Origin of the sequence: Microbacterium terricola (genome assembly GCF_027943945.1) — a bacterium.
Classification (GTDB): Bacteria; Actinomycetota; Actinomycetes; order Actinomycetales; family Microbacteriaceae; genus Microbacterium; species Microbacterium terricola.
Genome location: NZ_AP027141.1, coordinates 1,757,076 through 1,780,267, shown reverse-complemented (window position 1 = coordinate 1,780,267; position 23,192 = coordinate 1,757,076). Strand labels below are relative to the sequence as shown.

17 protein-coding genes are annotated in these 23,192 nt (G+C 72.8%); 8 read left to right on the top strand and 9 right to left on the bottom strand.

Annotation, left to right across the window (positions count from 1 at the left end):
* The first annotated feature begins 7 nt into the window (after positions 1-7).
* Complete coding sequence (locus tag Microterr_RS08390; protein ID WP_263798415.1) at positions 8-691, top strand: alpha/beta hydrolase family protein; 684 nt, start codon at positions 8-10, stop codon at positions 689-691.
* Here Microterr_RS08390 and Microterr_RS08385 read toward each other — a convergent pair.
* From Microterr_RS08385 to Microterr_RS08375, 3 genes are all read right to left on the bottom strand, one after another.
* Positions 673-2,400 carry a gamma-glutamyltransferase family protein gene (locus tag Microterr_RS08385; RefSeq protein ID WP_263798797.1) on the bottom strand — a complete coding sequence of 576 codons (1,728 nt, stop codon included), beginning with the start codon at positions 2,398-2,400 and terminating at the stop codon, positions 673-675. The two genes, Microterr_RS08390 and Microterr_RS08385, sit on opposite strands and share 19 nt — an antisense overlap.
* A 70-nt stretch (positions 2,401-2,470) precedes the next feature.
* Complete coding sequence (locus Microterr_RS08380; RefSeq protein ID WP_263798416.1) at positions 2,471-3,892, bottom strand: aminopeptidase P family protein; 1,422 nt, start codon at positions 3,890-3,892, stop codon at positions 2,471-2,473.
* Positions 3,893-4,009: 117 nt separating this feature from the next.
* A complete protein-coding gene (locus tag Microterr_RS08375) occupies positions 4,010-5,026 on the bottom strand; it encodes an endonuclease/exonuclease/phosphatase family protein (RefSeq protein WP_263798417.1) in 1,017 nt (338 codons plus the stop codon).
* A 73-nt stretch (positions 5,027-5,099) separates the two neighbouring features.
* On the opposite strand from Microterr_RS08375, the gene Microterr_RS08370 reads away from it, so the two are divergent.
* On the top strand, positions 5,100-5,960 hold the full coding sequence (locus tag Microterr_RS08370) for a PHP domain-containing protein (protein ID WP_263798798.1): 861 nt from the start codon (positions 5,100-5,102) through the stop codon (positions 5,958-5,960).
* Positions 5,961-5,991: 31 nt separating this feature from the next.
* On the opposite strand, the gene Microterr_RS08365 is transcribed toward Microterr_RS08370, so the two are convergent.
* On the bottom strand, positions 5,992-6,405 hold the full coding sequence (locus tag Microterr_RS08365) for an SHOCT domain-containing protein (RefSeq protein WP_263798419.1): 414 nt from the start codon (positions 6,403-6,405) through the stop codon (positions 5,992-5,994).
* 122 nt (positions 6,406-6,527) lie between these two features.
* On the opposite strand from Microterr_RS08365, the gene Microterr_RS08360 reads away from it, so the two are divergent.
* Complete coding sequence (locus Microterr_RS08360; RefSeq protein WP_263798420.1) at positions 6,528-7,391, top strand: DUF817 domain-containing protein; 864 nt, start codon at positions 6,528-6,530, stop codon at positions 7,389-7,391.
* Positions 7,392-7,409: 18 nt separating this feature from the next.
* On the opposite strand, the gene Microterr_RS08355 is transcribed toward Microterr_RS08360, so the two are convergent.
* Positions 7,410-8,927 (bottom strand): DEAD/DEAH box helicase, encoded by a 1,518-nt coding sequence (locus tag Microterr_RS08355; protein WP_263798421.1) that lies wholly within the window; start codon positions 8,925-8,927, stop codon positions 7,410-7,412.
* Positions 8,928-9,059: 132 nt separating this feature from the next.
* On the opposite strand from Microterr_RS08355, the gene Microterr_RS08350 reads away from it, so the two are divergent.
* On the top strand, positions 9,060-9,773 hold the full coding sequence (locus tag Microterr_RS08350; RefSeq protein ID WP_263798422.1) for a ferritin-like domain-containing protein: 714 nt from the start codon (positions 9,060-9,062) through the stop codon (positions 9,771-9,773).
* Here the strand turns inward: Microterr_RS08350 and Microterr_RS08345 are convergent.
* Both Microterr_RS08345 and Microterr_RS08340 read right to left on the bottom strand, forming a co-directional pair.
* On the bottom strand, positions 9,770-10,057 hold the full coding sequence (locus Microterr_RS08345; RefSeq protein ID WP_263798423.1) for a hypothetical protein: 288 nt from the start codon (positions 10,055-10,057) through the stop codon (positions 9,770-9,772). The two genes, Microterr_RS08350 and Microterr_RS08345, sit on opposite strands and share 4 nt — an antisense overlap.
* Before the next feature lie 2 nt (positions 10,058-10,059).
* Positions 10,060-10,284 carry a DUF3107 domain-containing protein gene (locus Microterr_RS08340; RefSeq protein WP_263798424.1) on the bottom strand — a complete coding sequence of 75 codons (225 nt, stop codon included), beginning with the start codon at positions 10,282-10,284 and terminating at the stop codon, positions 10,060-10,062.
* Positions 10,285-10,436: 152 nt separating this feature from the next.
* Between Microterr_RS08340 and Microterr_RS08335 the strand changes: the two genes are divergently transcribed.
* Both Microterr_RS08335 and Microterr_RS08330 read left to right on the top strand, forming a co-directional pair.
* Positions 10,437-13,523 carry an ATP-dependent helicase gene (locus tag Microterr_RS08335; RefSeq protein WP_263798425.1) on the top strand — a complete coding sequence of 1,029 codons (3,087 nt, stop codon included), beginning with the start codon at positions 10,437-10,439 and terminating at the stop codon, positions 13,521-13,523.
* 5 nt (positions 13,524-13,528) lie between these two features.
* The gene (locus Microterr_RS08330; protein WP_263798426.1) at positions 13,529-16,810 is read left to right on the top strand and encodes an ATP-dependent helicase; all 3,282 of its coding nucleotides are present in this window, start codon (positions 13,529-13,531) and stop codon (positions 16,808-16,810) included.
* 4 nt (positions 16,811-16,814) lie between these two features.
* Here the strand turns inward: Microterr_RS08330 and Microterr_RS08325 are convergent, their stop codons facing one another.
* Entirely contained in the window at positions 16,815-18,149 is a 1,335-nt protein-coding gene (locus Microterr_RS08325) for a phosphotransferase (protein WP_263798427.1), read from the bottom strand.
* Between the two features lie 95 nt (positions 18,150-18,244).
* On the opposite strand from Microterr_RS08325, the gene nudC reads away from it, so the two are divergent.
* Together nudC and Microterr_RS08315 are read left to right on the top strand one after the other, a co-directional pair.
* Positions 18,245-19,138 (top strand): NAD(+) diphosphatase, encoded by an 894-nt coding sequence (gene nudC / locus Microterr_RS08320; protein WP_263798428.1) that lies wholly within the window; start codon positions 18,245-18,247, stop codon positions 19,136-19,138.
* The gene (locus Microterr_RS08315; protein WP_263798430.1) at positions 19,135-20,910 is read left to right on the top strand and encodes an ATP-dependent helicase; all 1,776 of its coding nucleotides are present in this window, start codon (positions 19,135-19,137) and stop codon (positions 20,908-20,910) included. Before nudC ends, Microterr_RS08315 begins: the two co-directional genes overlap by 4 nt.
* 756 nt (positions 20,911-21,666) lie before the next feature.
* Here Microterr_RS08315 and Microterr_RS08310 read toward each other — a convergent pair.
* Positions 21,667-23,106 (bottom strand): zinc-dependent metalloprotease, encoded by a 1,440-nt coding sequence (locus Microterr_RS08310; protein WP_263798433.1) that lies wholly within the window; start codon positions 23,104-23,106, stop codon positions 21,667-21,669.
* Between the last annotated feature and the right edge of the window lie 86 nt (positions 23,107-23,192).

Sequence of the window (23,192 nt, the reverse complement as noted above, 5' to 3'; positions counted from 1 at the left end):
CCACACCATGACACGCACCGACGTGCGGATCACGGTCGCGTTGCCCGCCGGCGACGTCGACGTCTCCGCGACGTTAGAGACGCCCGACGAGCCCTGGGCTGTGCTCGCACTGGCGCACGGAGCCGGCGCGGGGATGCAGCATCCCTTCCTGGTCGGCTTCGCCGCCGCGCTGCGGGCGCACGGCGTCGCGACGATGCGCTTCGCGTTCCCCTACGCCGAGGCGGGCCGGCGCATGCCGGGACCCGCCGCGCACGCCGTCTCGACCTGGGCCGCGGTGGCCGACCACCTGCGCGGCGCGGTCGACGCGCCCCTGTTCGCCGCCGGGAAGTCCTACGGCGGACGGATGGCGTCCGTCGCCGCGGCCGAGGGCGCGATCGACCCGGCGGGGCTCGTGTACCTGGGCTATCCGCTCCACCCGCCGGGGCGCCCGGACGCGCCGCGGGTCGCGCATCTGCCCGCCATCGGCCAGCCTCAGCTCTTCCTCTCCGGCGAGGCCGACCCGTTCGCCGCCCCGCCCGAGCAGGTGATCGACGCCGTCGCGACCTGCCGCGACGCCACGCTCGTCTGGGTGCCCGGCGGCCATTCCTTCGAGGTGAAGGGCCGCAAGCAGCCCGCCGCCGAGGTCGGCGCGGGCGTGGCGCCGCGCGTCGTGGAGTGGATGCGGGGCGTCGCTCAGCGACCCGCGGCGTAGCCCTGCATGCCGCGAGGATTCGCCGCGGCCCACACCGTGCCCTGCGCGCGATCGAGCCCGACCGCCGACAGCCGCCCCAGACGCCAGTCGCCTGCGCGGACGACCTCGTGGCCCCGGTCGGCGAGTCCCTGGATCACGTCGTCGCCGAGGCGATCCTCGACGTAGACGCCTGCGGGCTCCCAGGTGCGCGGCCAGAACGAGTCCACGAGCGCGGTCGTGTGCAGCGTCGGCGCGTCGATCGCCTCCTGTGCGCTCCAGCCCCCGACGATCATCCGCAGCAGCATCGGCAGCTGCCACTGGTCCTGCTGGTCGCCGCCGGGCGTGCCGAGTGCGACCGTCGCGTCGTCGGAGAGCACGAGCGTCGGGCTGAGGGTCGTGCGCGGACGCGCGCCCGGACGCAGCGCCGACGGCGCCGACTCGTCGAGCCAGGTCATCTGCAGCCGGGTGCCGAGACAGAAGCCGAGCTCGGGGACCGTCGGAGACGACTGCAGCCAGCCGCCCGACGGCGTCACCGAGACGATGTTGCCCCAGCGATCGACGACGTCGATGTGGCAGGTGTCTCCCCGGGTCTCACCGGTCGGTGCGACGGTCGGCTCGCCGGCACCCGCGAACGCGACCGGGTCGTCTGCGCGCTGACGCAGCGGCGGACGGAACGGGTCACGGCCCGGCACCGCACCGGGACGCCACTCGCGCGACGCCGTCGGCCCGATGTCCGCGCGCCGCGCCGCGACGTGCGCGTCGGAGAGCAGCTCGGCGAGGGGTGCGCCGTCGCCGTAGTGCGCATCCCGGTCCGCGAGCGCGAGCTTGAGGGTCTCGATGATCGTGTGCGCGCCGTCGGCGGTGCCCACATCGAGCTGCTCGTCGGGCAGCGGCTCGAGGATGCGCAGCGCTTCGAGGAGGGCCGGGCCCTGGGTCCATGCGCCCGCCTTCGCCACCGTGTGCCCACGGAAGGGCACGGTGACCGCATCCTCGTATCCTGCCGAGAAGGCGGCGAAGTCGGCGGGCGTGATGACGGCGGCGTGGTCGGTCCCCGTGGAGTGCCGGTGCGGGACGCCGAGGAACGCGGACGCTGACTGCGCGACGATGCCGGTCGACCATTCCGTCCGCGCCGCCTCGACGCCCTCGGCGCGATCGCGACGCGCGGATGCGGTGGCCGCCAGCCGCTCGAGCACTTCGGCGTAGGCGGGGTTGCGGTGCAGCGTCCCCGCTGACGGCACTTCGTCCTCCGGCAGCCAGAGCGACGCCGACGTCGGCCAGTGCGCGCGGAACAGATCGGCGACGTGCGCGATCGTGGCGGTCGTGGTGGGCAGCAGGGGGGTCCCGTCGCGGGCGTAGCCGATCGCGGGGGAGAGCACGTCGGCGAGCCCCATCGTCCCGTGGTCGCGCAGCAGGACGAGCCACGCATCCACCGCACCGGGTACGGCCGCCGCGAGGCCGCCTGCGCCGGGGACGAGGTCGAGCCCCTCCGCGCGGAAGTGCGCGATCGATGCGCCCGCCGGTGCCGGCCCCTGTCCCATCAGCACGACGGGCGTGCGCGGATCGGCGGCGGTGGCGAACACGCCGACGAGATCCCCGCCCGGTCCGTTCAGGTGCGGCTCGGCGAGGTGCAGCACGAAGCCGCCCGCCACCACCGCGTCGAAGGCGTTGCCGCCGCGCTCGAGCACGCCCTGGGCGACGGCGGTCGCGATCCAGTGGGTGGATGCGACCATCCCGAACGTGCCGGTCAGGGTCGGGCGGGTGGTGAAGGGCGGAGGCGTCGACACGCTCGGCGAACCGCGATCAGGCGCTCAGCCGGGCGATCCACTCCTCGACCTCGTCCGCGGTGCGCGGAATGGCCGCGGAGAGGTTGACCGCCCCGTCCTCGGTGAGCAGCACGTCGTCCTCGATGCGCACGCCGATGCCGCGGTACTCGGCGGGCACGGTGAGGTCGTCGATCTGGAAGTACAGGCCAGGCTCGATCGTGAACACCATGCCCGGCTCGAGCACGCCGTCGTAGTACATGTCGCGGCGCGCCTGCGCGCAGTCGTGCACGTCGAGGCCGAGGTGGTGGCTGGTGCCGTGCACCATGTAGCGGCGGTGCTGGCCTCCCTTGTCCGCGTCGAGGGCCTCCTGCGCCGTGACCGGCAGCAGTCCCCACTCGGAGGTGCGCTCGGCGATGACCTTCATGGCGGCCTCGTGCACGGTGCGGAACAGCACGCCCGGCTTGGCGGCGTCGAACGCCGCGTCTGCGGCCTCGCGGACGGTCTCGTAGACCTTCCGCTGGATGTCGGTGAACGTGCCCGAGACCGGGATCGTGCGGGTGATGTCGGCGGTGTAGAGGCTGTCGACCTCGACGCCCGCGTCGACCAGGATCAGGTCGCCCGGCACCACGGCGCCGTCGTTGCGGGTCCAGTGCAGGTAGCAGGCGTGCGGGCCGGAGGCGGCGATCGTGTCGTAGCCCTCCCAATTGCCCTCGCTGCGCGCGCGCTGGTGGAAGAGGCCCTCGACGACCCGCTCGCCGCGGGGGTGCTCGATGATGCGGGGGAGATCGGCGACGATGTCGTCGAACCCCTTGGCGGTGACGTCGACGGCGAGCTGCACCTGCGCGAGCTCGTACGCGTCCTTGACCAGTCGCAGCTCGGAGACGAAGCGGGTCAGGTCTGCGTCCTCGTCGACCACGAGGTCCGCGTCGCCCGCGGCGAAGTCGTCGATGTGCGCGGTGGCGAGACCCAGGTCGGCGGCCACGCCGGCCAGCGCGGGACGCGGGCCGATCCAGAATTCGCCGATCGACGCATCCGCGTAGAACTCGGTCGTGGTGCGGCCGGCGCGCTCGCGGAAGTACAGCGTCACGTCGTGGCCGTCGGCCGTCGGCTCGAAGACGAGGAGCGAGCCTGGTTCCGAGTCGGCGGCCCAGCCGGTCAGGTGGGCGAACGCGCTGTGCGCGCGGAACGGGTAGTCGGTGTCGTTGCTGCGCTGCTTGAGGTCGCCGGCGGGGACGACCAGGCGCTTGCCGGTGAACGCGACCGAGACCGCAGCCCGGCGCTGTGCCGCGTACGCGGCCTGCTCACGGGCGGGCGGGAGATGCTCGGGGCGCTCGGCCCAGCCCTGCGAGATGGTGTCCAGGAAGCCCTGCGGGAAGGGCTGCCGCCGATTGGTGCTCGCCGAGGGGGTGGGGGCCGTGATCGTCTCGGTGCCGGCCGGGGATTCGCCTGTCGTGCTCATGCGTCAAGTCTCCCACGCGACCCGCACTCTGTCGCGAGATGCGGCGATGACGCGGAGGGAGGCTGCTCAGGCGCACCGTCCTCCTCCGGTGGCTCCTTCTCCTTATCTCGCGACGGGTCAGCCGGCGGGTTCGAGCTGCACCACGAGGGGGCGGTGATCGCTGCCGGAGTCGTCCAGGGTGGTGAGCACGAGCGAGCCGGTGGCCTTCCAGTCGCTGCCGGCCATGACGTGGTCGATGGGTGCGCCGAGCAGGGCAGGGAACTCCGTCGACCAGGTGCCGATCGCGCCGTTGCCGGTCTCGGACGCCGCGTCATGGCAGCGGCCGAGACTGCCTCCCTCGAAGCCGAGCCCGCCGAAGTGGTCGAGGGTGGCGTTGAAGTCGCCGGCCATGATCACGTCGGACGCTCCGCACTGATCGGCCAGCCACTGCAGGTCGGTGCGCCAGTGCTCCATCGCCGACTGCCGCGGGGCGACGGCGTGCGCGGCGACGATCGTGGGACCGGAGCCGTCGACGGGCATCGCGACGGCGCTCGGCACCGTGGACGTGTTGGACGAGCCGTCGGCGGAGGATTCGATGACCGAGTACTCGCCGAGGTCGGGCGAGATGAGCAGCGTGGTCGAGCGCGCATCCCAGCCGTCCTCGCCGTACTCGGCGTGGTAGGCCCACATCCGATGGTCGAGGTCGCGCATCGCGAGCGCGACGGCCTCGCCGGTCTCGATGGTCGTCTCCGGGAGCGTCACGATGTCCGCGTCCATCGCCACGGCGATCTGGGCGACGGTGTCGGCGTTGTCGGCACCCGCCGTGTTCCAGGTCAGGACGCGGATGCTGTCCTCCGTCGTCGCCGGCAGCCCCTCGGTGCCGAGGCCCCGAGACGCGACGATGGCGCCGTTCGCGATCGTGGCGGCCGCGGCGACGACAGCGATCGAGAATGCGAAGCCCCGGATCGGGCGGATCAGCGCCAGCAGGAGGGCGAGGACCAGCAGCACCCCGAACGCGAGGGTCAGCACCCCCCGGAAGGAGACGATCTGCGCGATCGGGAAGGTGCGATCGACGCGGAAGAAGGAGGGCCACGTGAGCACGGCGGCTGCCACGGCGCAGAGCAGTGTCAGCAGGATCCCCAGCACGCGCAGCACGATCGCGACTCTAGGCCAGGAGGCTGGGAGATCGGCCAGTGGCGCGGCGCGATACGCTCGGTTCGTGGTGGGAATGCGGCGTTTCGAGGGTCCGAGCGACCTGCACCTGCACTCGCTGCACTCGGACGGCACGGAGACCGCCGCACAGGTCATGTCGGCCGCGCACCGCCACGGTCTGCGCACCGTCGCCCTGACCGACCACGACACCACCGCCGGATGGGCCGAGGCCGCGGAGGCCGCGGTGTCGCTCGGACTCACCTTCCTGCCCGGCATGGAGCTGTCGGCGCGGCAGGAGGGGCGGAGCGTCCACGTCCTCGCCTATCTGTTCGATCCGGACGACACGGCGCTCCGGGCCGAGATGGAGCGCGTGCGCGACGACCGGATGGGGCGTGCCGAGCGGATCGTGCGCTCGATCGGTCACGACTACGACCTCACCTGGGCGGACGTCGCCGGACAGACCACCGACGGCGCCACGGTCGGCCGCCCGCACATCGCCGACGCTCTCATCGCGCGGGGGATCGTCGCCGACCGGGGCGAGGCCTTCGACGGCATCCTGCACCCGCGGGCCGGCTACTACGAGCCGCATTACGCTCCCGATGCCCGCACGGCTGTGCGGCTGGTGGTCGCAGCGGGCGGCGTTCCGGTCATCGCCCATCCGGCAACCCTCGGCCGCGGCCGGATGATGTCGACGGCGACGCTCGAAGCGCTCATCGCCGCCGGCCTCGCCGGCTTCGAGCTCGACCACCGTGAGAACACCCCGGACGGGGTCGCGGCCCTGCGTACCGTCGTCGACCGGCACGACCTGATCGTCACCGGTTCCAGCGACTACCACGGCCTCGGCAAGCCGAACCTGCCGGGGGAGAACACGACCGCCGACGAGATGGTCCAGCGCATCATCGACGCCGCAACGGGAAGCGCCCCCGTCTACCCGTAGGCGGACGAGGGCGCTTCTGCGCTGAGTCGGATCAGGCCAGGACGCGAGCCTTGATCTGCTCGTACTCGGCCTGCGAGATGGTGCCGGCGTCGAGCAGGGCCTTCGCCTTGGCGATCTCGTCGGACGGGCTGCTGCCCGCGACCGACTTGATGTAGTCGTCCTGCGCGGCCTTGTACTGGCGCGCCTGGGCGGCGCCGCGCTCGGCCATGCCGTTGCCCCGGGCGATCAGGTAGACGAGCGCCGTCACGATCGGGAAGAAGATCAGGAAGAAGATCCACACCGCCTTCCACCAGCCGCTGAGCTTCGAGTCGCGGAACAGGTCCCCGATGATCGCGAACAGCGCCATGAGGTAGGCGAAGAAGATGAACAGCCACAGGAACCACCAGATGAGGTCCCAGAAGGAGCCCCAGAAGCCCTGGTACTCCACGGTCTCGAAGAATCGCACGTCGTGCCTCTTTCAGGAATCGGCGCGGCTGTGTGCCGCGCAATCCTCACGATAGTGGGGCGTCTGGCGGTCGCAGCGGGATTATGACGCGTGTTTCGCACGACACGCGTTAGCGTCGAGCGATGCGCCAGTCCACGTCCCTCGAACGGCGCATCGACGCGGTCGCCCACCGCATCCTGCGCGACGCGCCTCGCCGTGGCGTGCGCGCCTGGCTCGTCGAGTTCGCCGTGTTCGTGCTCAAGCAGGCGTGGGCGTGCGTGTTCGGCGCGCTGCTGCTGGTCGCGATCCTCGCCGCGCGCCTCTGGTACCCGGATGACGCGGCACTCGCCCGCAACGATGCGCTGACCATCGCCGCGGTCCTGATCCAGGTGGTGATGATCGCCGCTCGACTGGAGACGGGCCGCGAGCTCTGGGTGATCGTGCTCTTCCACCTCACCGGAACCGCGATGGAGCTGTTCAAGACCGACGTCGGCTCGTGGGCGTACGCCGCGGACGGTGTGATGCGGATCGGCGGTGTGCCGCTGTTCAGCGGGTTCATGTACGCGGCGGTCGGCTCGTACATGGTCCGCGTCTACCGCCTGTTCGACCTCGGCTTCACGCGCTACCCGCGGCGATGGCTGACCACGGTCGTGGCCGTCGCGATCTACGCGAACTTCTTCACCCACCACTTCTGGTGGGATCTGCGCTGGGTGCTGCTGGCCGCCGTGATCGTGCTGTGGCTGCCGACCGTCATGTACGCGCGGGTCTGGCGACACGTCGTGCGGATGCCGGTGCTCGCGGCGTTCGCGGGCGTCGCGGTGTTCATCTACCTGGCGGAGAACATCGGCACCTGGGCGGGCGCGTGGCTTTACCCGGATCAGGCGGACGGCTGGCAGCCCGTCTCGCTCACCAAGCTGATCTCGTGGTTCCTGCTGATGATCATCTCGGTGGTGATGGTGACGTGGGTCTACCCGCCGCGTCCGCCTCGCCCTCCGAACCCGGAGTGAGTCGGGGGATGCTGCGGGTCAGGCGCCGGCAGGAGCGGTCGGCGCGCCGCCGCCCGCACCGCGACGGCGGCGGCGACGACGTGCCGGTGCCGGCTTGCCGTCGTGGTGCTCCCTGCCTGCGCCGTCGTGCGTGCCCGCGCCGTCCGCAGCGCGCTCGGTCGACGTACCGGAGGCCTCCGGTGCGCCGGCGGCAGCCGCATCCGTCCCTTCGGCGAAGGTCGAGCCGACCTGCTCGCCACCCGATCCGGTCCGGCGGCGGCGACGGCGGCGCGAGCCGGCCTCGGTCGAGCCCTCCGCGGCGGCGTCGGCAGCGCGCTCGGGCTGCGTCCGGACGGCCTGCGTGCGGGGTGCGGTCGCGATGCGGCCCTTCGTCCCCGCGGGGATGTCGAGGTCGCTGAACAGGTGCGGGCTCGACGAGTAGGTCTCGACGGGCTCGGGCTGGCCGAACTCGAGCGCACGGTTGATGAGCGCCCACTTGTGCAGGTCGTCCCAGTCGACGAAGGTGACGGCGATGCCCGTCTTGCCCGCGCGGCCGGTGCGGCCGGCGCGGTGCAGGTAGGTCTTCTCGTCGTCCGGGATCGTGTGGTTGATCACGTGGGTGACGTCGTCGACGTCGATGCCGCGCGCGGCGACGTCGGTGGCGATGAGGACGTCCTTCTTGCCTGCCTTGAAGCCGGCCATCGAGCGCTCGCGCGACTCCTGGCTCATGTCGCCGTGCACGGCGCCGGCGTTGAAGCCGCGGTCGTTGAGCTCGTCGACGAGCTTCTGCGCCGCGCGCTTCGTGCGCGTGAACACGACGGTCTTGCCGCGGCCCTCGGCCTGCAGGATGCGGGCGATGACCTCGTCCTTGTCGAGCGAGTGCGCCCGGTAGACCAGGTGCTTGATGTTCGCCTGCGTGAGCCCCTCGTCGGGGTCGGTCGCGCGGATGTGGATCGGGTTCGACATGAACCGACGGGCCAGCGCCACGATCGGGCCGGGCATCGTCGCCGAGAACAGCTGGGTGTGGCGCACCTGGGCCACCTTGGTGAAGATCTTCTCGATGTCGGCGAGGAATCCGAGGTCGAGCATCTTGTCGGCCTCGTCGAGCACGACCTCGGTCGCGTTCGAGAGGTCGAGGAGGCGCTGGTTGTTCAGGTCGATGAGGCGACCGGGCGTGCCGACGACGATCTGGGCGCCCGCCTTCAGCTGGTCGATCTGACCCTCGTACGCCTTGCCGCCGTAGATCGCCACGACGCTCGTCGCGCGGTTCTGGGTCAGCATGTCCATGTCCTCGTAGACCTGGACGGCGAGCTCGCGGGTCGGCACGACGATGAGCGCCTTGACCCCTGGCTCGGGGTTCAGGCCGAGGCGCTGGACGACGGGGATGCCGAAGCCGAAGGTCTTGCCGGTGCCCGTCTTGGCCTGGCCGATGATGTCCTGACCGGGGAGGCCGAGGGGGATCGTCTGCTCCTGGATGGGGAACGCGTCCACGATGCCCTTGGCAGCGAGCGCGTCGACGATGTCCTGGTCGACGCCGAGATCGGCGAAGGTCGTCACGATTGTTGAGCCTGTCCGGCGGAGAGATGACCGCCTGAAGAATGTCGGATCCACGCCCTTCACTCAGCCGCAGGCGCGGGGCCCCGATCCACTGCCGGGGCGTGTCCAGCCTATCGGCTCTAGGCTGGACCCGTGGTGAAGTGGTTCTGGCAGCGCCGCCCGCAGGACAGGCTCCTGCAGCTGCGGTCGCGTGACGACGTCGGCGATGCGCGGCGCGTCGACTTCGAAGAGCTCGCTCCCGAGATCGACACCTTCCTCGGTCAGGCCGCCTATCTGCAGCTCGGCTACTTCGAGACGCTGTCGGAGCTGATCGCCTCGACGCCCGGCCTGGCCGACAAGGAGTCGCTCTCTCGCGCCGCCGGCGCGGCGCTCACGAAGCACCAGCAGCTGGTCGCTCTCATCCGCGAGCGCGGCGACGACCCGACCGCTCTCATGCTGCCGTTCCGTGAGCCGCTGGACGCGTTCCGCCGCGCCACGCACGGTGTGCGTCCGCAGGAGACGATGCTGTCCGTCCACATCACGGCGGGCATGCTGGACGACTTCTACGAAGCGCTCTCGCTCAGCTACGGGGAGACCGGCCAGCGCGTCGCGCGGATGCTGCGCGCCGACAACGACCGGCAGGCGATCGTCGAGATCATCAAGGCCACGATCGCCAGCGACCCGGAATGGAAGGCGCTGCTGGCCATGTGGGGCCGGCGCCTCGTCGGCGACACGCTGCTGATCGCCCGTGCCGCCCTGCGTCCGGCATCGCTGCAGCGCGCGGACGAGAAGAAGGTCGAGCCGGTGTTCACCGACCTGATGGCCGCCCACTCTCGTCGCATGGACGACATGGGGCTCGCCGCCTAGAGGATGCGGAGCCTGGTGCGCTCACGCTGATCGTGCGCGCGACGCGCCACCGTCAGCGCCGCCAGTGCCGGGAACGCGAGCAGCGGCGTGAGCATGGAGATCAGCCACAGCCATCCGCTGTCGGTGCCGACGCCCGCCCAGGTGAGGATCAGCCAGGTGACCCCGCCGATGAGGGCGCCCGTGAACGGGCCGACGGCGACGCCCCGCGTGTCGCGACCGGGCGCGAGGAAATGCGCCCCGAGGCCCCACACGGCGCCGACCATCAGCGCGAAGACGATCTCCATCGTCAGGCGACGAAGCCGACGCGGCGGGACTCTTCCGTCCCGAGCTCGATGTACGCGAGGCCGGCGGTGGGCACGATGTACGAGTTGCCCTTCACATCGGCGAAGGTGACGTGCGTGGCTCCGGCGTCGAGGGCGCCTGCCACCGACTGCTTCACGGTCGCCGCCGAGTCGCTGGTCTCGAAGCTGAGCTCACGGCCGGTGTTTGCGATGCCGATGCGGATCTCCACGTCACTGCCCTCCTGCGGCCGGGGCGTCTGGCCCGGTGCATGGCAACTCTACGACACCGGATGCGGCCGGTCGGCCGCGGCCGGAACGCTCTCGGCGAACGGGTCGGACGCGTGCGAACGGCGATGTCGCCGAGTGGCGCTAGCGTGCTGACATGGTCGAAAGGAGTGCGGACGCCGCCCAGCAGGCGATCGCCGACCTCCCGTTCGACGCATCAGGCGTGGTGGTCGGCGCCCCGGGGACGGGCAAGACCACGGCGCTGACCGACCGGGTCGCGGCGCTCGTCGCCGCAGGCGTCACTCCCGACGCCATCGCCGTGCTGACGCCCTCCCGTCTCACCGCGACCGCGCTGCGCGACCGGCTCGCACTGACGGTCGGGCAGGCGACATCCGGTCCGATGGCGCGGTCGGTCGCCTCGTTCGCCTTCCGCCTGGTCCGCGCGGCGGCCGTCGCGGCCGGTGACGAGCCGCCGCAGCTGCTCACCGGCGCCGACGAGGACCAGCTCATCCACGACCTCCTCGACGGCGACGCCGAAGACGAGCAGCACGCGCCGACCCGCTGGCCCGACTGGCTCACCCCGTCGATCCGCAGCACCAAGGGGTTCCGCGCCGAGGTCCGCGCATTCATCGCGGAGTGCACGACGCTGGGCCTCGAGCCCGCGCGGCTCGCGGCGCTCGGCCGTGCCCACGAGCTGCCGGTGTGGGAGTCGATGGCATCGTTCACGGCCGAGTACCTCCAGGTCCGTGCCGACATGCGCGGGGCTCACCGCGATGCCGCCGGACTCATCCGCGAGGCTGTCGGCCTCGTCCGAGCCGGCGGTGCGGGGGCGCAGCTGCTCGATCCGGTGGCCGCGCTGCTCATCGACGACGCGCAGGAGCTCACACTCGGCGGCGTCGAGCTGGTCGAGGCGTGCCGTGCCAGGGGGATGGCGGTGCTGGCCTTCGGCGACCCCGACGTCGGCGCGGGTGCGTTCCGCGGCGCGACGCCCGAGAACTTCGCCCGGCTCGCCGCGGGCCTCGGCGGTCAATGGGTGCTGCGCGACGCGCACAGGGGCACCCCCGCCCACATCGACCTCGTGCGCCGCGTCACCGGTCACATCGGGGCGGTCGGCGTCGTCGCCCACCGAGCCGCGCCCGTGGGCGTCGAGCCGGACGCCTCACTGCGCGCGCTCACCCTGCGCTCGAGCGCCGAGGAGTACGACGCGATCGCGCGGCTGCTGCGCGAACGGCATGTGCACGCCGGCGTCCCGTGGGGCTCCTGCGCGGTGATCGCCCACGACACCCGGCAGATCAGCGCGCTCGAGGCAGAGCTGTCGGCGCGCGAGGTGCCGGCTCGGGCGAGCGGGCCCGGTCAGGCGCTCGGGGCGCTCGCGCCCGTTCGCGACCTGCTGCGCCTCATCGAGCTCGCCGCGAGCGACGACGACTGGACCGCTGACGACGTGTCCGGCGCGCTCGGCGGGGTGTGCGGCCGGCTCGATCCGATCGAGCTGCGCCGTCTGCGGTCGGGTCTGCGGCACAGTGAGCTCGCCGCCGGGGGAGAGCGGGCGGGTCGGGAGCTGCTGGTCTCGGCGATGCGCTTCCCGCTGGAGTTCGATCTGCTCGACACCCGCGAGGCGCGACGCGCAGCGACCCTCGCACGCACGCTCGAGGTGCTCCGACGCGAGCTCGCCGAGGGGGCGACCGTCCACGAGCTGCTCTGGACGGCGTGGGATCGCAGTCACCTCGAACGGGCATGGACCGAGCTCGCCGCGGGGCACGGACCCCTTGCCGAGCAGGCGGGGCGCGACCTCGACGCCGTCGTGGCCCTCTTCCAGGCGGCCAAGCGCTTCGTCGAGCGCACCGTCGACTCCGACCCGCGCGCGTTCGTGCGCGGCGTGCTCGACAGCGACGTCGCCGACGACCGCCTCGACGCCGCCCTGCCCGATGCCGCTGTGCGCGTCCTCACCCCGGCCGGCGCGATCGGCACCGAGTTCGACACCGTCGTCATCGCCGGGGTGCAGGACGGGGTGTGGCCGAACACGCGTCTGCGCGGCTCCCTGCTGGAGACCTGGCGCCTCGCGGGCGCAGCCGTGGCCGGTGAGGGTGAGGCGCTCGCGCCGCTCGACCGGCGCAGGGCGGCGATGCACGACGAGCTGCGCCTGCTCGTCCGCGCCGCCTCCCGGGCGACGACGCAGCTGATCGTCACCGCAGTGGATGACGACGACACCGGGCCGAGTGTGTTCTTCGAGTTCCTGCCCGATCCGGAGCCGTTCACGAGCGAGCACCCGCTCTCCCTGCGCGGGCTCGTCGCCGCGCACCGTCGCACCCTCACCTCCGGCCGGGCATCTGCGCGACCTCATGCGGCCGGGCAGCTCGCGCTCCTCGCCGACGCCGGCGTGGCGGGCTCCCGCCCTGTCGAGTGGTACGGGGTGCCGGGACCCACGTCGACCGGGCCGCTGCGCGATCTCGCGCGCGAAGACATCCGGGTGTCGCCGTCGCGCCTCCACACGCTCGAAGAGTGCGAGCTGAACTGGGTGATCGGTGATCTCGGCGGCGACGCCGGCAGCGCGTCAGCCGGGCTCGGCACCATCATCCACGCGGCGCTGGAGCACGCGGAGGGCGCAGACGAGGCGGCGCTGTGGCGCGCCGTCGAGGCTCGCTGGGGCGAGCTGACCTTCGAGGCGCCGTGGCGCGAGCGCGCGGAGCTCACCCGGGCGCGCGACCTCATCAGACGGCTGCACGCGTACCTCCGCGACTTCGAGCGCTCCGGCGGGAGCCTGCTCACCGCCGAGCCGCATTTCGAGGTGGCCGTGCCGCTCACGACGGAAGAGGTGTTCGAGCACGGGGTGGTGCTGTCGGGCTACATCGACCGGGTCGAGCTCACTCCGGAAGGCGCGGTCGTGATCATCGACCTGAAGACGGGCAAGCGCGAGCCGCAGAGCGACGCCAAAGTGGCAGACAACCCGCAGCTCGCCGCCTACCAGCTCGCATTCGAGGCCGGCGCGATCGAGGCGGCGGCAGGGCACCCGGCCGGCGGCGCGCGACTGCTCGTACTGCGTCCCACCTCCCAGAAGGACTACGTGATCCCGCACCAGCCGCCGTTCGACGACGACACCCGCGCCGCGTTCGTGGACCGCATCTCCGCCGCGGTCGGCGTCATGCGGGGCAGCGGGTTCCAGGCGCCCTACGAAGAGCACTGCCGTGCCGACCACTCGTACGGACTCTGCCGCATCCACACCATCGGCGCGGTGAGCGCGTCGTGACGGGGATGCTGACAGCCGCCGCGATCTCGGCGGCGCTGGGGCAGTTCCCGCCCACCGCAGAGCAGACGGCGGTGATCGAGGCGCCCCTCACGCCGGCGCTCGTCGTGGCGGGCGCGGGCAGCGGCAAGACCGAGACGATGGCGGCGCGCGTGGTGTGGCTGGTGGCCAACGGGATCGTCGGCCGCGACGAGGTCCTGGGTCTGACCTTCACGCGCAAGGCGGCGGGGGAGCTCGCCGAGCGGATCAGGGCACGGCTCGATCGGCTCGCCGAGTTCGAGCGCCGCGGACTGCTGCCGCACCTGCCCGCGCTGCACGCCGAGGGCCGTCTGGCGCTGTTCGGCGAGATCGAACGCGGCGAGCGTCCGGGGTCGACGCGCACGAGCGCGCTGGACGCTCTGGTGGCGGCGACCGGTGCCGAGCCCGTGCCCGCCGACGCCGACGCGATGCTGCATCGGCCGACGGTGGCCACGTACAACAGCTTCGCCGATCAGATCGTGCGCGAGCACGCGGTGCGGATCGGCCGCGACGCCGAGGCGGTGGTGCTCAGCGAGTCGGCCGCCTGGCTCCTCATGCGCCAGGTCATCTTCGCCTCGGACGATCCCCGCCTCGAGGAGCGCGACAAGGCGCTCGGCACGATCGTCGACGCCGCCCTGCGCATCGCCCGCGACGGCGTCGACAACCTCGTCTCGCTGGACGATCTCGCCGCGTTCCCCGACGGCTTCCGCAGCGTCCTCGACCGCCCGTCCGAGCGCAAGACGGTCACGGTCTACGCCGACGTCGTCACCGCCGAGCGCGAGGTCTCCGGGCTCGGCCTGCTTGCCGACCTCGCCCGCGAGTACGCGGTGCAGAAGCGGCGCAGGGGAGTGCTGGACTTCTCCGACCAGGTGGCCGGCGCCGTCGAGGTCGTGCGCGACCACCCGGCGGCAGCCGCCGAGCTGCGGGCACGCTACCGGGTCGTCCTGCTCGACGAGTATCAGGACACCTCCGTCGTGCAGACCGATCTGCTGTCCGCCCTCTTCGCCGAGACGGCCGTGATGGCTGTCGGCGACCCGCACCAGGCGATCTACGGCTGGCGCGGCGCGAGCGCAGGCAACCTGGGCGGATTCGCCGCGGCCTTCTCGCCGGACGCGCCCTGCGCGCAGTTCTCGCTGCTGACGAGCTGGCGCAACAGCGCGCAGGTGCTCACCGCCGCGAATGCGGTGCTCGCACCGCTTGCGGCCAGGGCGCCCGTCGACGTGCAGGGGCTGCGCCCGCGCCCGGCGGCTCCGGCCGGCGCGGTCGAGCTCTCCTTCGACGCCGACCTCGACGCCGAGACCGAGCGGGTGGCCGAGTGGTTCCACGAGGTGAGGGCGACGCGCGCCCGGGCAGGGCGCTCGACGACCGGCGCCGTGCTGTTCCGCAGCAAGAAGCACATGGTCCGCTTCGGCGACGCGCTCGGTCGCCGCGGCATCCCGCACCGCATCCTGGGTCTCGGCGGACTCCTGTCGACACCCGAGGTGGTCGACGTGGTCGCGGCGATGCGGGTGATCAGCGACCCGACGGCCGGCTCCGCGCTGATCCGGCTGCTCACCGGACCCCGCTGGGCCATCGGCTTGCCCGACATGCGCGAGCTCGCGGCGCTCGCCCGGCGCCTCGCCCGGCACGACGCGGCGCTCCAGCCGCTCGCCCCGGAGGTCGTCGAGCAGATCCGCGGCAGCGCGGGCGATGATCAGGGCTCGCTCATCGACGCCCTCGACTTCGTGGCCCGTACCCGGCCCGATCACGGATGGCTCAGCGCCTTCACGCCGAGCGCCGTAGAGCGCCTCCGCGAGGCGGGAGCCGTGTTCGCCGGCCTGCGTCGCGCGGTCGGCATCCCGGTGCCCGAGCTGGTACGGCTCATTGAGCTCGAGCTGCGGCTCGACATCGAACTCGCCGCCAACGACGTGCGCGGACCTGCGCGCATCGCCACGGCGCAGCTGCGCGCCTTCGTGGACGAGCTGCACGGCTTCCTCGCCGCCGACGAGAGCGGGTCCGTCGCCAACCTGCTCGCCTGGCTCGACCACGCCGAGCAGCTCGACGAATTCGCGCCGCGCACCGAGCCGCCCGAGCCCGACGTCGTCCAGCTCCTGACGATCCACGGCTCGAAGGGCCTCGAATGGGATGCGGTGGCCGTGGTCCGTCTGGTCAAGGACGAGCTGCCCAGCGCCCCGCGAGACACGAAGGGGTGGCTCGGATTCGGCGTGCTGCCCTACGCCTTCCGCGGCGACGCCTCCTGGCTGCCCGTGTTCGCCTGGGACGCCCATGCGAGCCCGACCCAGCAGGCGCTCAAGAGCGCGCTGGACGCCTTCGTCGAGGCGAATCGAGGGCGTCAGCTCGACGAGGACCGTCGGCTCGCGTACGTCGCCGTGACCCGGGCCCGCGACCACCTGCTGCTGAGCGGATCGAGCTGGTCGGGCACCAAGAAGCCCAGGGAGCGCAGCGTGTTCGCCGTCGAGATCGCCGAGGCTCTCGACGTCGAGCTGCCCTCCGACGATCCGGGCGATAACCCCTACCTCGGCGACCGCCGCATGCTCACCTGGCCGATCGACCCCCTCGGCGCACGGCGCACCACGGTCGAGGCGGCCGCAGCCGCCGTCGACGCCGCTGTCGGCGCCGACCGTGCTCACCCCGACGATGATCTCGTGCTGCTGCTCGCCGAGCGCGACGCCCGCCACACGCGCACGGCCGCGGTCGCGCCCACTCGCATCGCGGCGTCGCGCTACAAGGACTTCGCCGCCGACTACGCCGGCACCGTCGCCCGCATCGCTCGCCCCCTGCCGGAGCGCCCGTACCGGCAGACGCGGCTGGGCACGCTGTTCCACGCCTGGGTCGAGCAGCGCTCGGGTCTCGTCGGCGCGGCCGGTTCGCTCGACGACGCGCTCTGGGAGTCCGACGCCGATGACGCCTCCACCTCATCGGCCGCCGATGCCGTCGCCCTGCAGGCTCTCCGCGACACCTTCGAGCGCTCGGAGTGGGCCGCTCTGCAGCCCCTCGAGGTCGAGACCGAGATCGACTTCACCACGACCGACCTCGACGGCCGCCCGCACGTGATCATCTGCAAGCTCGACGCGGTGTACCGCCGTGGCGACCGCATCGAGATCGTCGACTGGAAGACCGGCGCCGCCCCGCGCACGGACGCGGAGAAGGACGAGCGGATGCTGCAGCTCGAGCTGTACCGCGAGGCCTACCACCGACGCCACGGCGTGCCGAAGGAGTCGATCGACGTCGTGCTCTACTACCTCGCTGCCGATCTGGTCCTGCGGGCCTGAGCGGTCAGCGCGCGAGCCACCGCCGCAGCGCGGCGTCGGCGGCGCGCGAGTTCTCCGCCTGCGCCTGCGTGTCGGCCCACTCCAGCGGTCCCGAGTCCGCGTCGTCGCGCTGCGCCATCGGTCCGTCGAGGGTCTCCATGGGGGCGACGCCGAGCGGCGGGACCGTCGGCTGCGGCTCGAACGAACCGAGATCCAGGGGAGCGACGGGCTGGGTCTGGTCGGACGGGTCGGCAGCCGCATCCGTCCTGCCCTCGTTCTCCTCGTCCCAGAGCGAGAGCTCGTCCGCACCGTAGGTGTCGGTCTGCATCGACATGTCGGCGAGCGTGCCGGCGGCGGTGCCGGCTGCGGGCACGCGGTCGAGGAGGGCGATCGCGTCATCGACGCCGAGCTCGGCATCCGTGACGATGTCCTCACCCGACGTGGTCTCCGCCAGCGACAGCAGCAGCGCGGCGGCGTCGTCGACGATGTCGGCGCGGTCGGCGTCGTGTCCGTGCACCAGCCACTTCGCGAACTCGAGCTCGGCGTACAGGCGCGCGCGATCGCGCAGCAGTGCGTCGGGCGCGCGACCGCTGCGACGCACATACGCGGCGAACACGTCGTCGGCGGCGGCCGGCGCGGCGGCGAGCCACTGCAGGTCGGTGGCGGGGTCGCCGACTGACAATCCCGACCAGTCCAGCGCGCCGGTCACCTGCGGGATGTCGTCGACGTCCTCGAGCAGGAAGGATGCGGCGGCCGCGCCGCCGAGGACCACCGCGGACTCGAAGCGCCACAGCTCGTCGTTCTCGACCGCCCTGGTCCACCGAGCGATCAGCGAGATCGGGGCGACATGCGTCTCCGAGGCCCGGTCGATCGTCCGCCGGACGTCGTCGCGCACCTGCTCGGGGGTGCGCGAGGGGAGGCCCTCGGTGCGCACGATCGACAGCGGAAGGCTGTGCAGCGCGCCCAGCGCGTCGCCGATCGAGGTCGCGACACCCTCACCCGGCGGCAGGTGTGCGGCGTCGACCCGGTAGCCGGGGAGGTAGTCGACGACGACGGCGCGGGCGCCGTCGAGGCTCGTCTCGCCGAGCACCTCGGGCGCGCGGAACGGCAGCAGGCCGCGCACGCCGGGAGTCAGCGCGCGCAGCGCGCGCGCCTCAGCCGCGAGGTCGGAGGCGGCGTCCGAGGCGGCGTCGGGCGCCGCGGGGACCCGCACGACGACGCGTCGTCCGTCGTCGAGCTGCACCACTGCCGCGTCGTAGCGGCCGGTGGCCGACTCGGTCAGGTTTCCCGCCCCGACGACGCCGACCCGGGGCAGAGCCGAAGTCACCGACGCGGCTAGAGTGAGGGGTGAGCGTGCCATGTGCCCAGGGTAGGCGCGGCACGCCGGTGCGTCCCCGCGCCACGCCCGGCTTGTCGACAGGCCCGTTCGTCGATCCACGCAGGAAGGCCCCCGCGATGCCCGCATCCGCCGATCGGCCGATCCAGATCGGCCTCGACCGCGCCGCCGACGAGCGCGCGACCCCCGGACTCCTCGACACGCTGCGGCTCGACGCAGCCAGCCGTGTCCTCGTGATCGTGGGTGACAGAGCGCCCGTCTCCGGCGAAGGGCTGCGGTGGGTGGAACCGGCGCAGGCGCCCGCCGACGCGCAGTGGGCCTTCCTCGGGCGCGCCGCAGACGGAGAGGCACTGCTGGCCGCGGTGGTCGCCGCAACCGACGACGTCACCTTCCCCGGGGAGTGGGCGAGCCTGCGCGCGATCGGCGGAACGCTGACCGCGGCGGATGCCGGCGCCTTCGTGGCCGCACTCAGCCTCGGGCGCTGGCTGCTGGACGCGCCGTACTGCTCCGCCTGCGGAACGCTCACCGAGACCACCATGGCCGGCTGGGCCCGCCACTGCCCGGCCTGCGGGCGCGACCACTTCCCGCGCACCGACCCCGCCGTCATCGTGGCGATCACGAGCGCGACGGACCCCGACCGTCTGCTGCTCGGCTCGAACGCGCTCTGGGGCGCCGATCGCTATTCCTGCTTCGCGGGCTTCGTCGAAGCGGGCGAGTCGCTCGAGGAGGCGGTGCGGCGCGAGGTGCACGAGGAAGCGGGCGTCGACGCGCTCGACATCGTCTACCGCGGATCGCAGGCGTGGCCGTACCCGCGATCGCTGATGCTCGGCTTCTGGGCCGCCGCTGCCGACGACGCCGCCGCGGAGGCGGACGGCGAGGAGATCGCCGCGGTGCGCTGGTTCACCCGTGACGAGGTCGGGGCGGGCCTTCGCGGCGAGGGCGAGGTCACCCTCCCGGGAACCGCGTCGATCGCGCACCGGCTGATCACCGACTGGTACGAGGGGCGCGCATGATCGGTCGCGCACTGGAAGGGCTGGACGAGCGCCAGCGCGAGGCGGCATCGGCGCTGCGCGGTCCGGTCGCCGTGCTCGCAGGTGCCGGCACGGGCAAGACCCGCGTGATCACCCACCGGATCGCCCACGGCGTCGACACCGGCGCCTACTCGCCGGGGCGTGTCATGGCGGTGACGTTCACCTCGAAGGCTGCGGGCGAGATGCGCGGTCGCCTCCGCGCGCTCGGTGTCGAGGGTGTCGCCGCGCGCACGTTCCACGCCGCCGCCCTCGCGCAGCTGAACTTCTTCTGGCCCACGCTCGCGGGCGACACCGCACCGTCCATCGTCGACAACAAGGTGCGGCTGCTCGCCCATGCCGCCGACGGCATCGGGCTCGAGCCCGACACGGCCACGCTGCGGGACATCGCGTCGGGCATCGAATGGCGCAAGGTCACGATGCGCAGCATCGAGGACTACGTGGCCGCCCGCCCCGGCGGTGTCGGCCGGTACGACGCGAACCGGGTGGCAGATCTCCACCGTGCCTACGAGAAGCTCAAGGACGAGCGCCGTCAGCTCGACTTCGAGGACGTGCTGCTGGCGTGCGCGGGGATGCTGGAGGCCGAGCCCCACGTCGCGAAGGCGGTCCACGAGCAGTACCGCCACTTCACCGTCGACGAGTTCCAGGACGTCTCTCCGCTGCAGAACCGCCTGCTCGAACTGTGGCTCGGCGACCGCCGCGATCTGTGCGTCGTGGGTGACGCCAGTCAGACCGTGTACTCGTTCGCGGGCGCCGACGCGCGCTTCCTGCTCGAGTTCCCGCACCGGCACGCCGACGCCACCGTGGTGCGGCTGGAGACGAACTACCGGTCGGATGCGTCGATCCTCGCCGTCGCGAACGCGCTCATGCGCAACCGGCCGGGTGCCCTCGAGCTGACCGCGGCGCCCGCGCCGTCCGCGAACACGCACCGCTCAGGCGACGGCGAGCTGCCGACGGTCAGCGCCTACGACGACGACCTGGACGAGGCGCGCGGCGTCGCCGCGCACATCGCGGCGCGCATCGCGGCCGGCACCGATCCGCAGCGGATCGCCGTGCTCTACCGCGCGCACGCGCAGTCGGCCGAGCTGACCACGGCGCTGGCGGGCAAGGGCGTGGCGACCACCGTGCTCGGCGGCCGACGGTTCTTCGATGTGCCGGAGGTGCGCCAGGCGGTGCTCGCGCTGCGCGGCGCCGCGGTCGCCCCGACCGAGCGCGGTTTCCTCGACGCGGTCCGCGATGTCCTGCGCTCCCTCGGCTACACGGACGAGGCGCCGCAGGCGGGCGGCGCGCTGCGCGACGCCTGGGAGGCCCGCGCGGCCCTGCTGCGGCTGGCCGAGGAGGCGCCGGACGGCACCACGCTGCGCACCTTCGCCGACGAGCTGCTCACGCGCGCCAAGTCGCAGGACGAGCCGACGCTGCGCACCGTGACGCTGGCGACGCTCCACGCCGCAAAGGGCCTGGAGTGGGATCACGTCTACCTCGTGGGGGTCGCGGAGGGCCAGCTGCCGATCGGCTACGCGACGACGTTCGAGCACGTCGACGAGGAGCGCCGGCTCGCCTACGTCGGCATCACGCGGGCGGGCCGGACGCTGCACCTGTCGTGGGCGCGCGGCCACCGTGATCGGCAGCGCTCCCGCTTCCTCCAGGAGATCGGCACAGACACCCTTCGTGCGGCTGGTGGCGCAGGTGCGTCCGCTGCAGGGAGCCGGCGTGCAGCACCACCGAGATCGAGTCAGCGCCCGCCCGCACCGCGCTGAGCAGCCTGCCCGCGGTGAGGCCCGCATCCCAGAGCGTCGCGTCGTCGACGTCGAGCGGCGCGCGCCCGACCAGCTGGGCGGCGACGAGGGGCCATGCCGGGTCGCGGTCGCGCTGAGCGGCGGCCTGGCACGCCAGACACGCCGTCCGGCCAGGGACGACGAGCGGGCCGACCACCGTGCGGGCTCCCTCGAACACGACGGGAAGATGCGCGATGTCACGCGCCATCAGATCGGCGGCGGCCCGCGGCACCACGAGGTGGTGCGCGAGCAGCACGACAGTCCGGTGCGGGACGGCCGTGGCCGGACGGCCGGCGCGCCGCACCCGCACCTCGCAGTGCGTCGCCGACAGGGCGCGCTCGAACACCGAGGCCTGTGCGCGCGGGAATCCGTCGGGCACCCGGAGCTCGGCGACCGGCGGGCGGGGGACCGGCCCGACGAGGGCCGGTCTCAGCATCCGCACCAGCTCCGCCGCGGCACCGGTCGGGGCGCCGAGCAGCTCGGCGATCTGGTCGAGGGCGCCCTCGGGCACGCCGCGCGCGAGTTCGTGGACGAGCCGCTCCTGCCAGGGCTCCGGAGCCTCGACGACGGCGACGGGGTCGAGTCCGAACTGCAGCGAGGTCGCCGTCCGCCACAGCGGAGGGTGACCTGGATCGAGTCGGAGCATGCCCCGATCATCGTCCGGGAGCGCACGCCCCGCCGAGCCTGTCCACAGAACCGCGGCCGGCGCATCGCCCACGCGGGCTGGGGAGGAGCGGATTACACCGGGCGCGGCTGGTCGGTGCCCTCGTCGCCGCTCTCGTCGCCGGCCTCGTCTCCGGTCTCGTCTCCGGTCACGTCTGCCGCACCGGTCTCTTCGCCGGCCCGGGGCTCCTCGCCCGCGAGCAGACGCGCGAGCGCGTCGTCCATCTCGTCGGGGGCCGGCTCCTCGCCGCGCGCCCTGGCCTCCAGCCGCGCGACGAGCGCGGCGGGATCGTCGATGTCCTCGGCGGTCGGCATGAGGTCGGGGTAGTCCCACAGCGCGTCGCGCGCGCCGACGCCGACCGCGTCCGTCACCGCCTGCCACATCGCGGCAGCCTCCCGCATCCGCCGCGGTCGCAGGGTGAGGCCGACGAGCGAGGCCAGCGCCTGCTCGGCGGGACCGCCGACCGCACGGCGTCGGCGGACGGCCTCCGCGATCCGGTCGGCCATCGGCAGCCGGCCGGTGGCCTGCGCGGTGACCACGTCGACCCAGCCCTCGATGGTCGCGAGCAGGTTCTCCAGCCGGACGAGCGCGGTCTCCTGCTCATCGGTGCGGGCGGGCAGCAGAGCGCCGCTCTCCAGCGCCCGGCGCAGCTCCTCCGGCTCGCTGGGGTCGAACCTGCTGGCGAGCTCCTCGAGGGCGCTCGTGTCGACGCGGATGCCGCGCGCGAAGTCCGTCACCTGCGAGATGACGTGCAGGCGCAGCCAGCGAGCGTGCCGGAACAGGCGGGCGTGCGCCAGCTCGCGCGTCGCGATGTACAGCGCCAGCTGATCGTCGGGGATCTCGAGGTCGCGTCCGAAGTCGGCGAAGTTCTGCGGCAGGATGGCCGCCTCGCCGTCGGGCATCAGCGGGATGCCGACGTCGCCGCCGGAGACGACCTCCTTCGACAGGTTGCCCACGACGTGACCGAGCTGGGTGGCGAACAGGGACCCGCCGACGGTGCGCATGAAGCGCCGCGCGCCCTGGACGAGCCCCTGCATCTCCTCGGGCGCCTGCTCGCTGAGGGCACCCGTGAGGGCGTCGGCGATGCTCGTGGCCACGGGTTCGGCGAGCTGCTGCCAGACCGGCAGCGTCGCCTCGACCCAGGCGCCGCGGGTCATGGCGCGCGGGGCGGTCGCCAGCTCCGAGATCGTCGTGGCCTCGCTGAGCCACAGCGTCGCGAGCGAGAACGCCTGCTCGAGGTCGGTGCGCTGGCCGTCGGTGATGCCGAGGCCGTCCTGGTTCGCGATGTGCAGCGCCTGGCGCTGCGCCAGGTCCCAGGAGATGCCGCCCTCGTCGCCGCCCGACGCGAAGGCGCCCTGCAGCTGCCGCATGAGCGCCTGCATCATCGCGGGATCGATGTTCATGCCCGCCAGCTGTGAGAGCTGCTCGGGGTCGAGCTGTCCGCCCTCACCGCCGAAAAGCTGCCGGATGAGCTCCTGGAATTCGTCTTCGGGGCTCCGGTCGTCGTCTGCCACTTCAGTCGCCTCTCAGCCGGGTCGGGACCAGTGGTCCTACGCTAGTCGCACGGATCATCGCACCTCCCCGGCCCGGCCCCGATAGC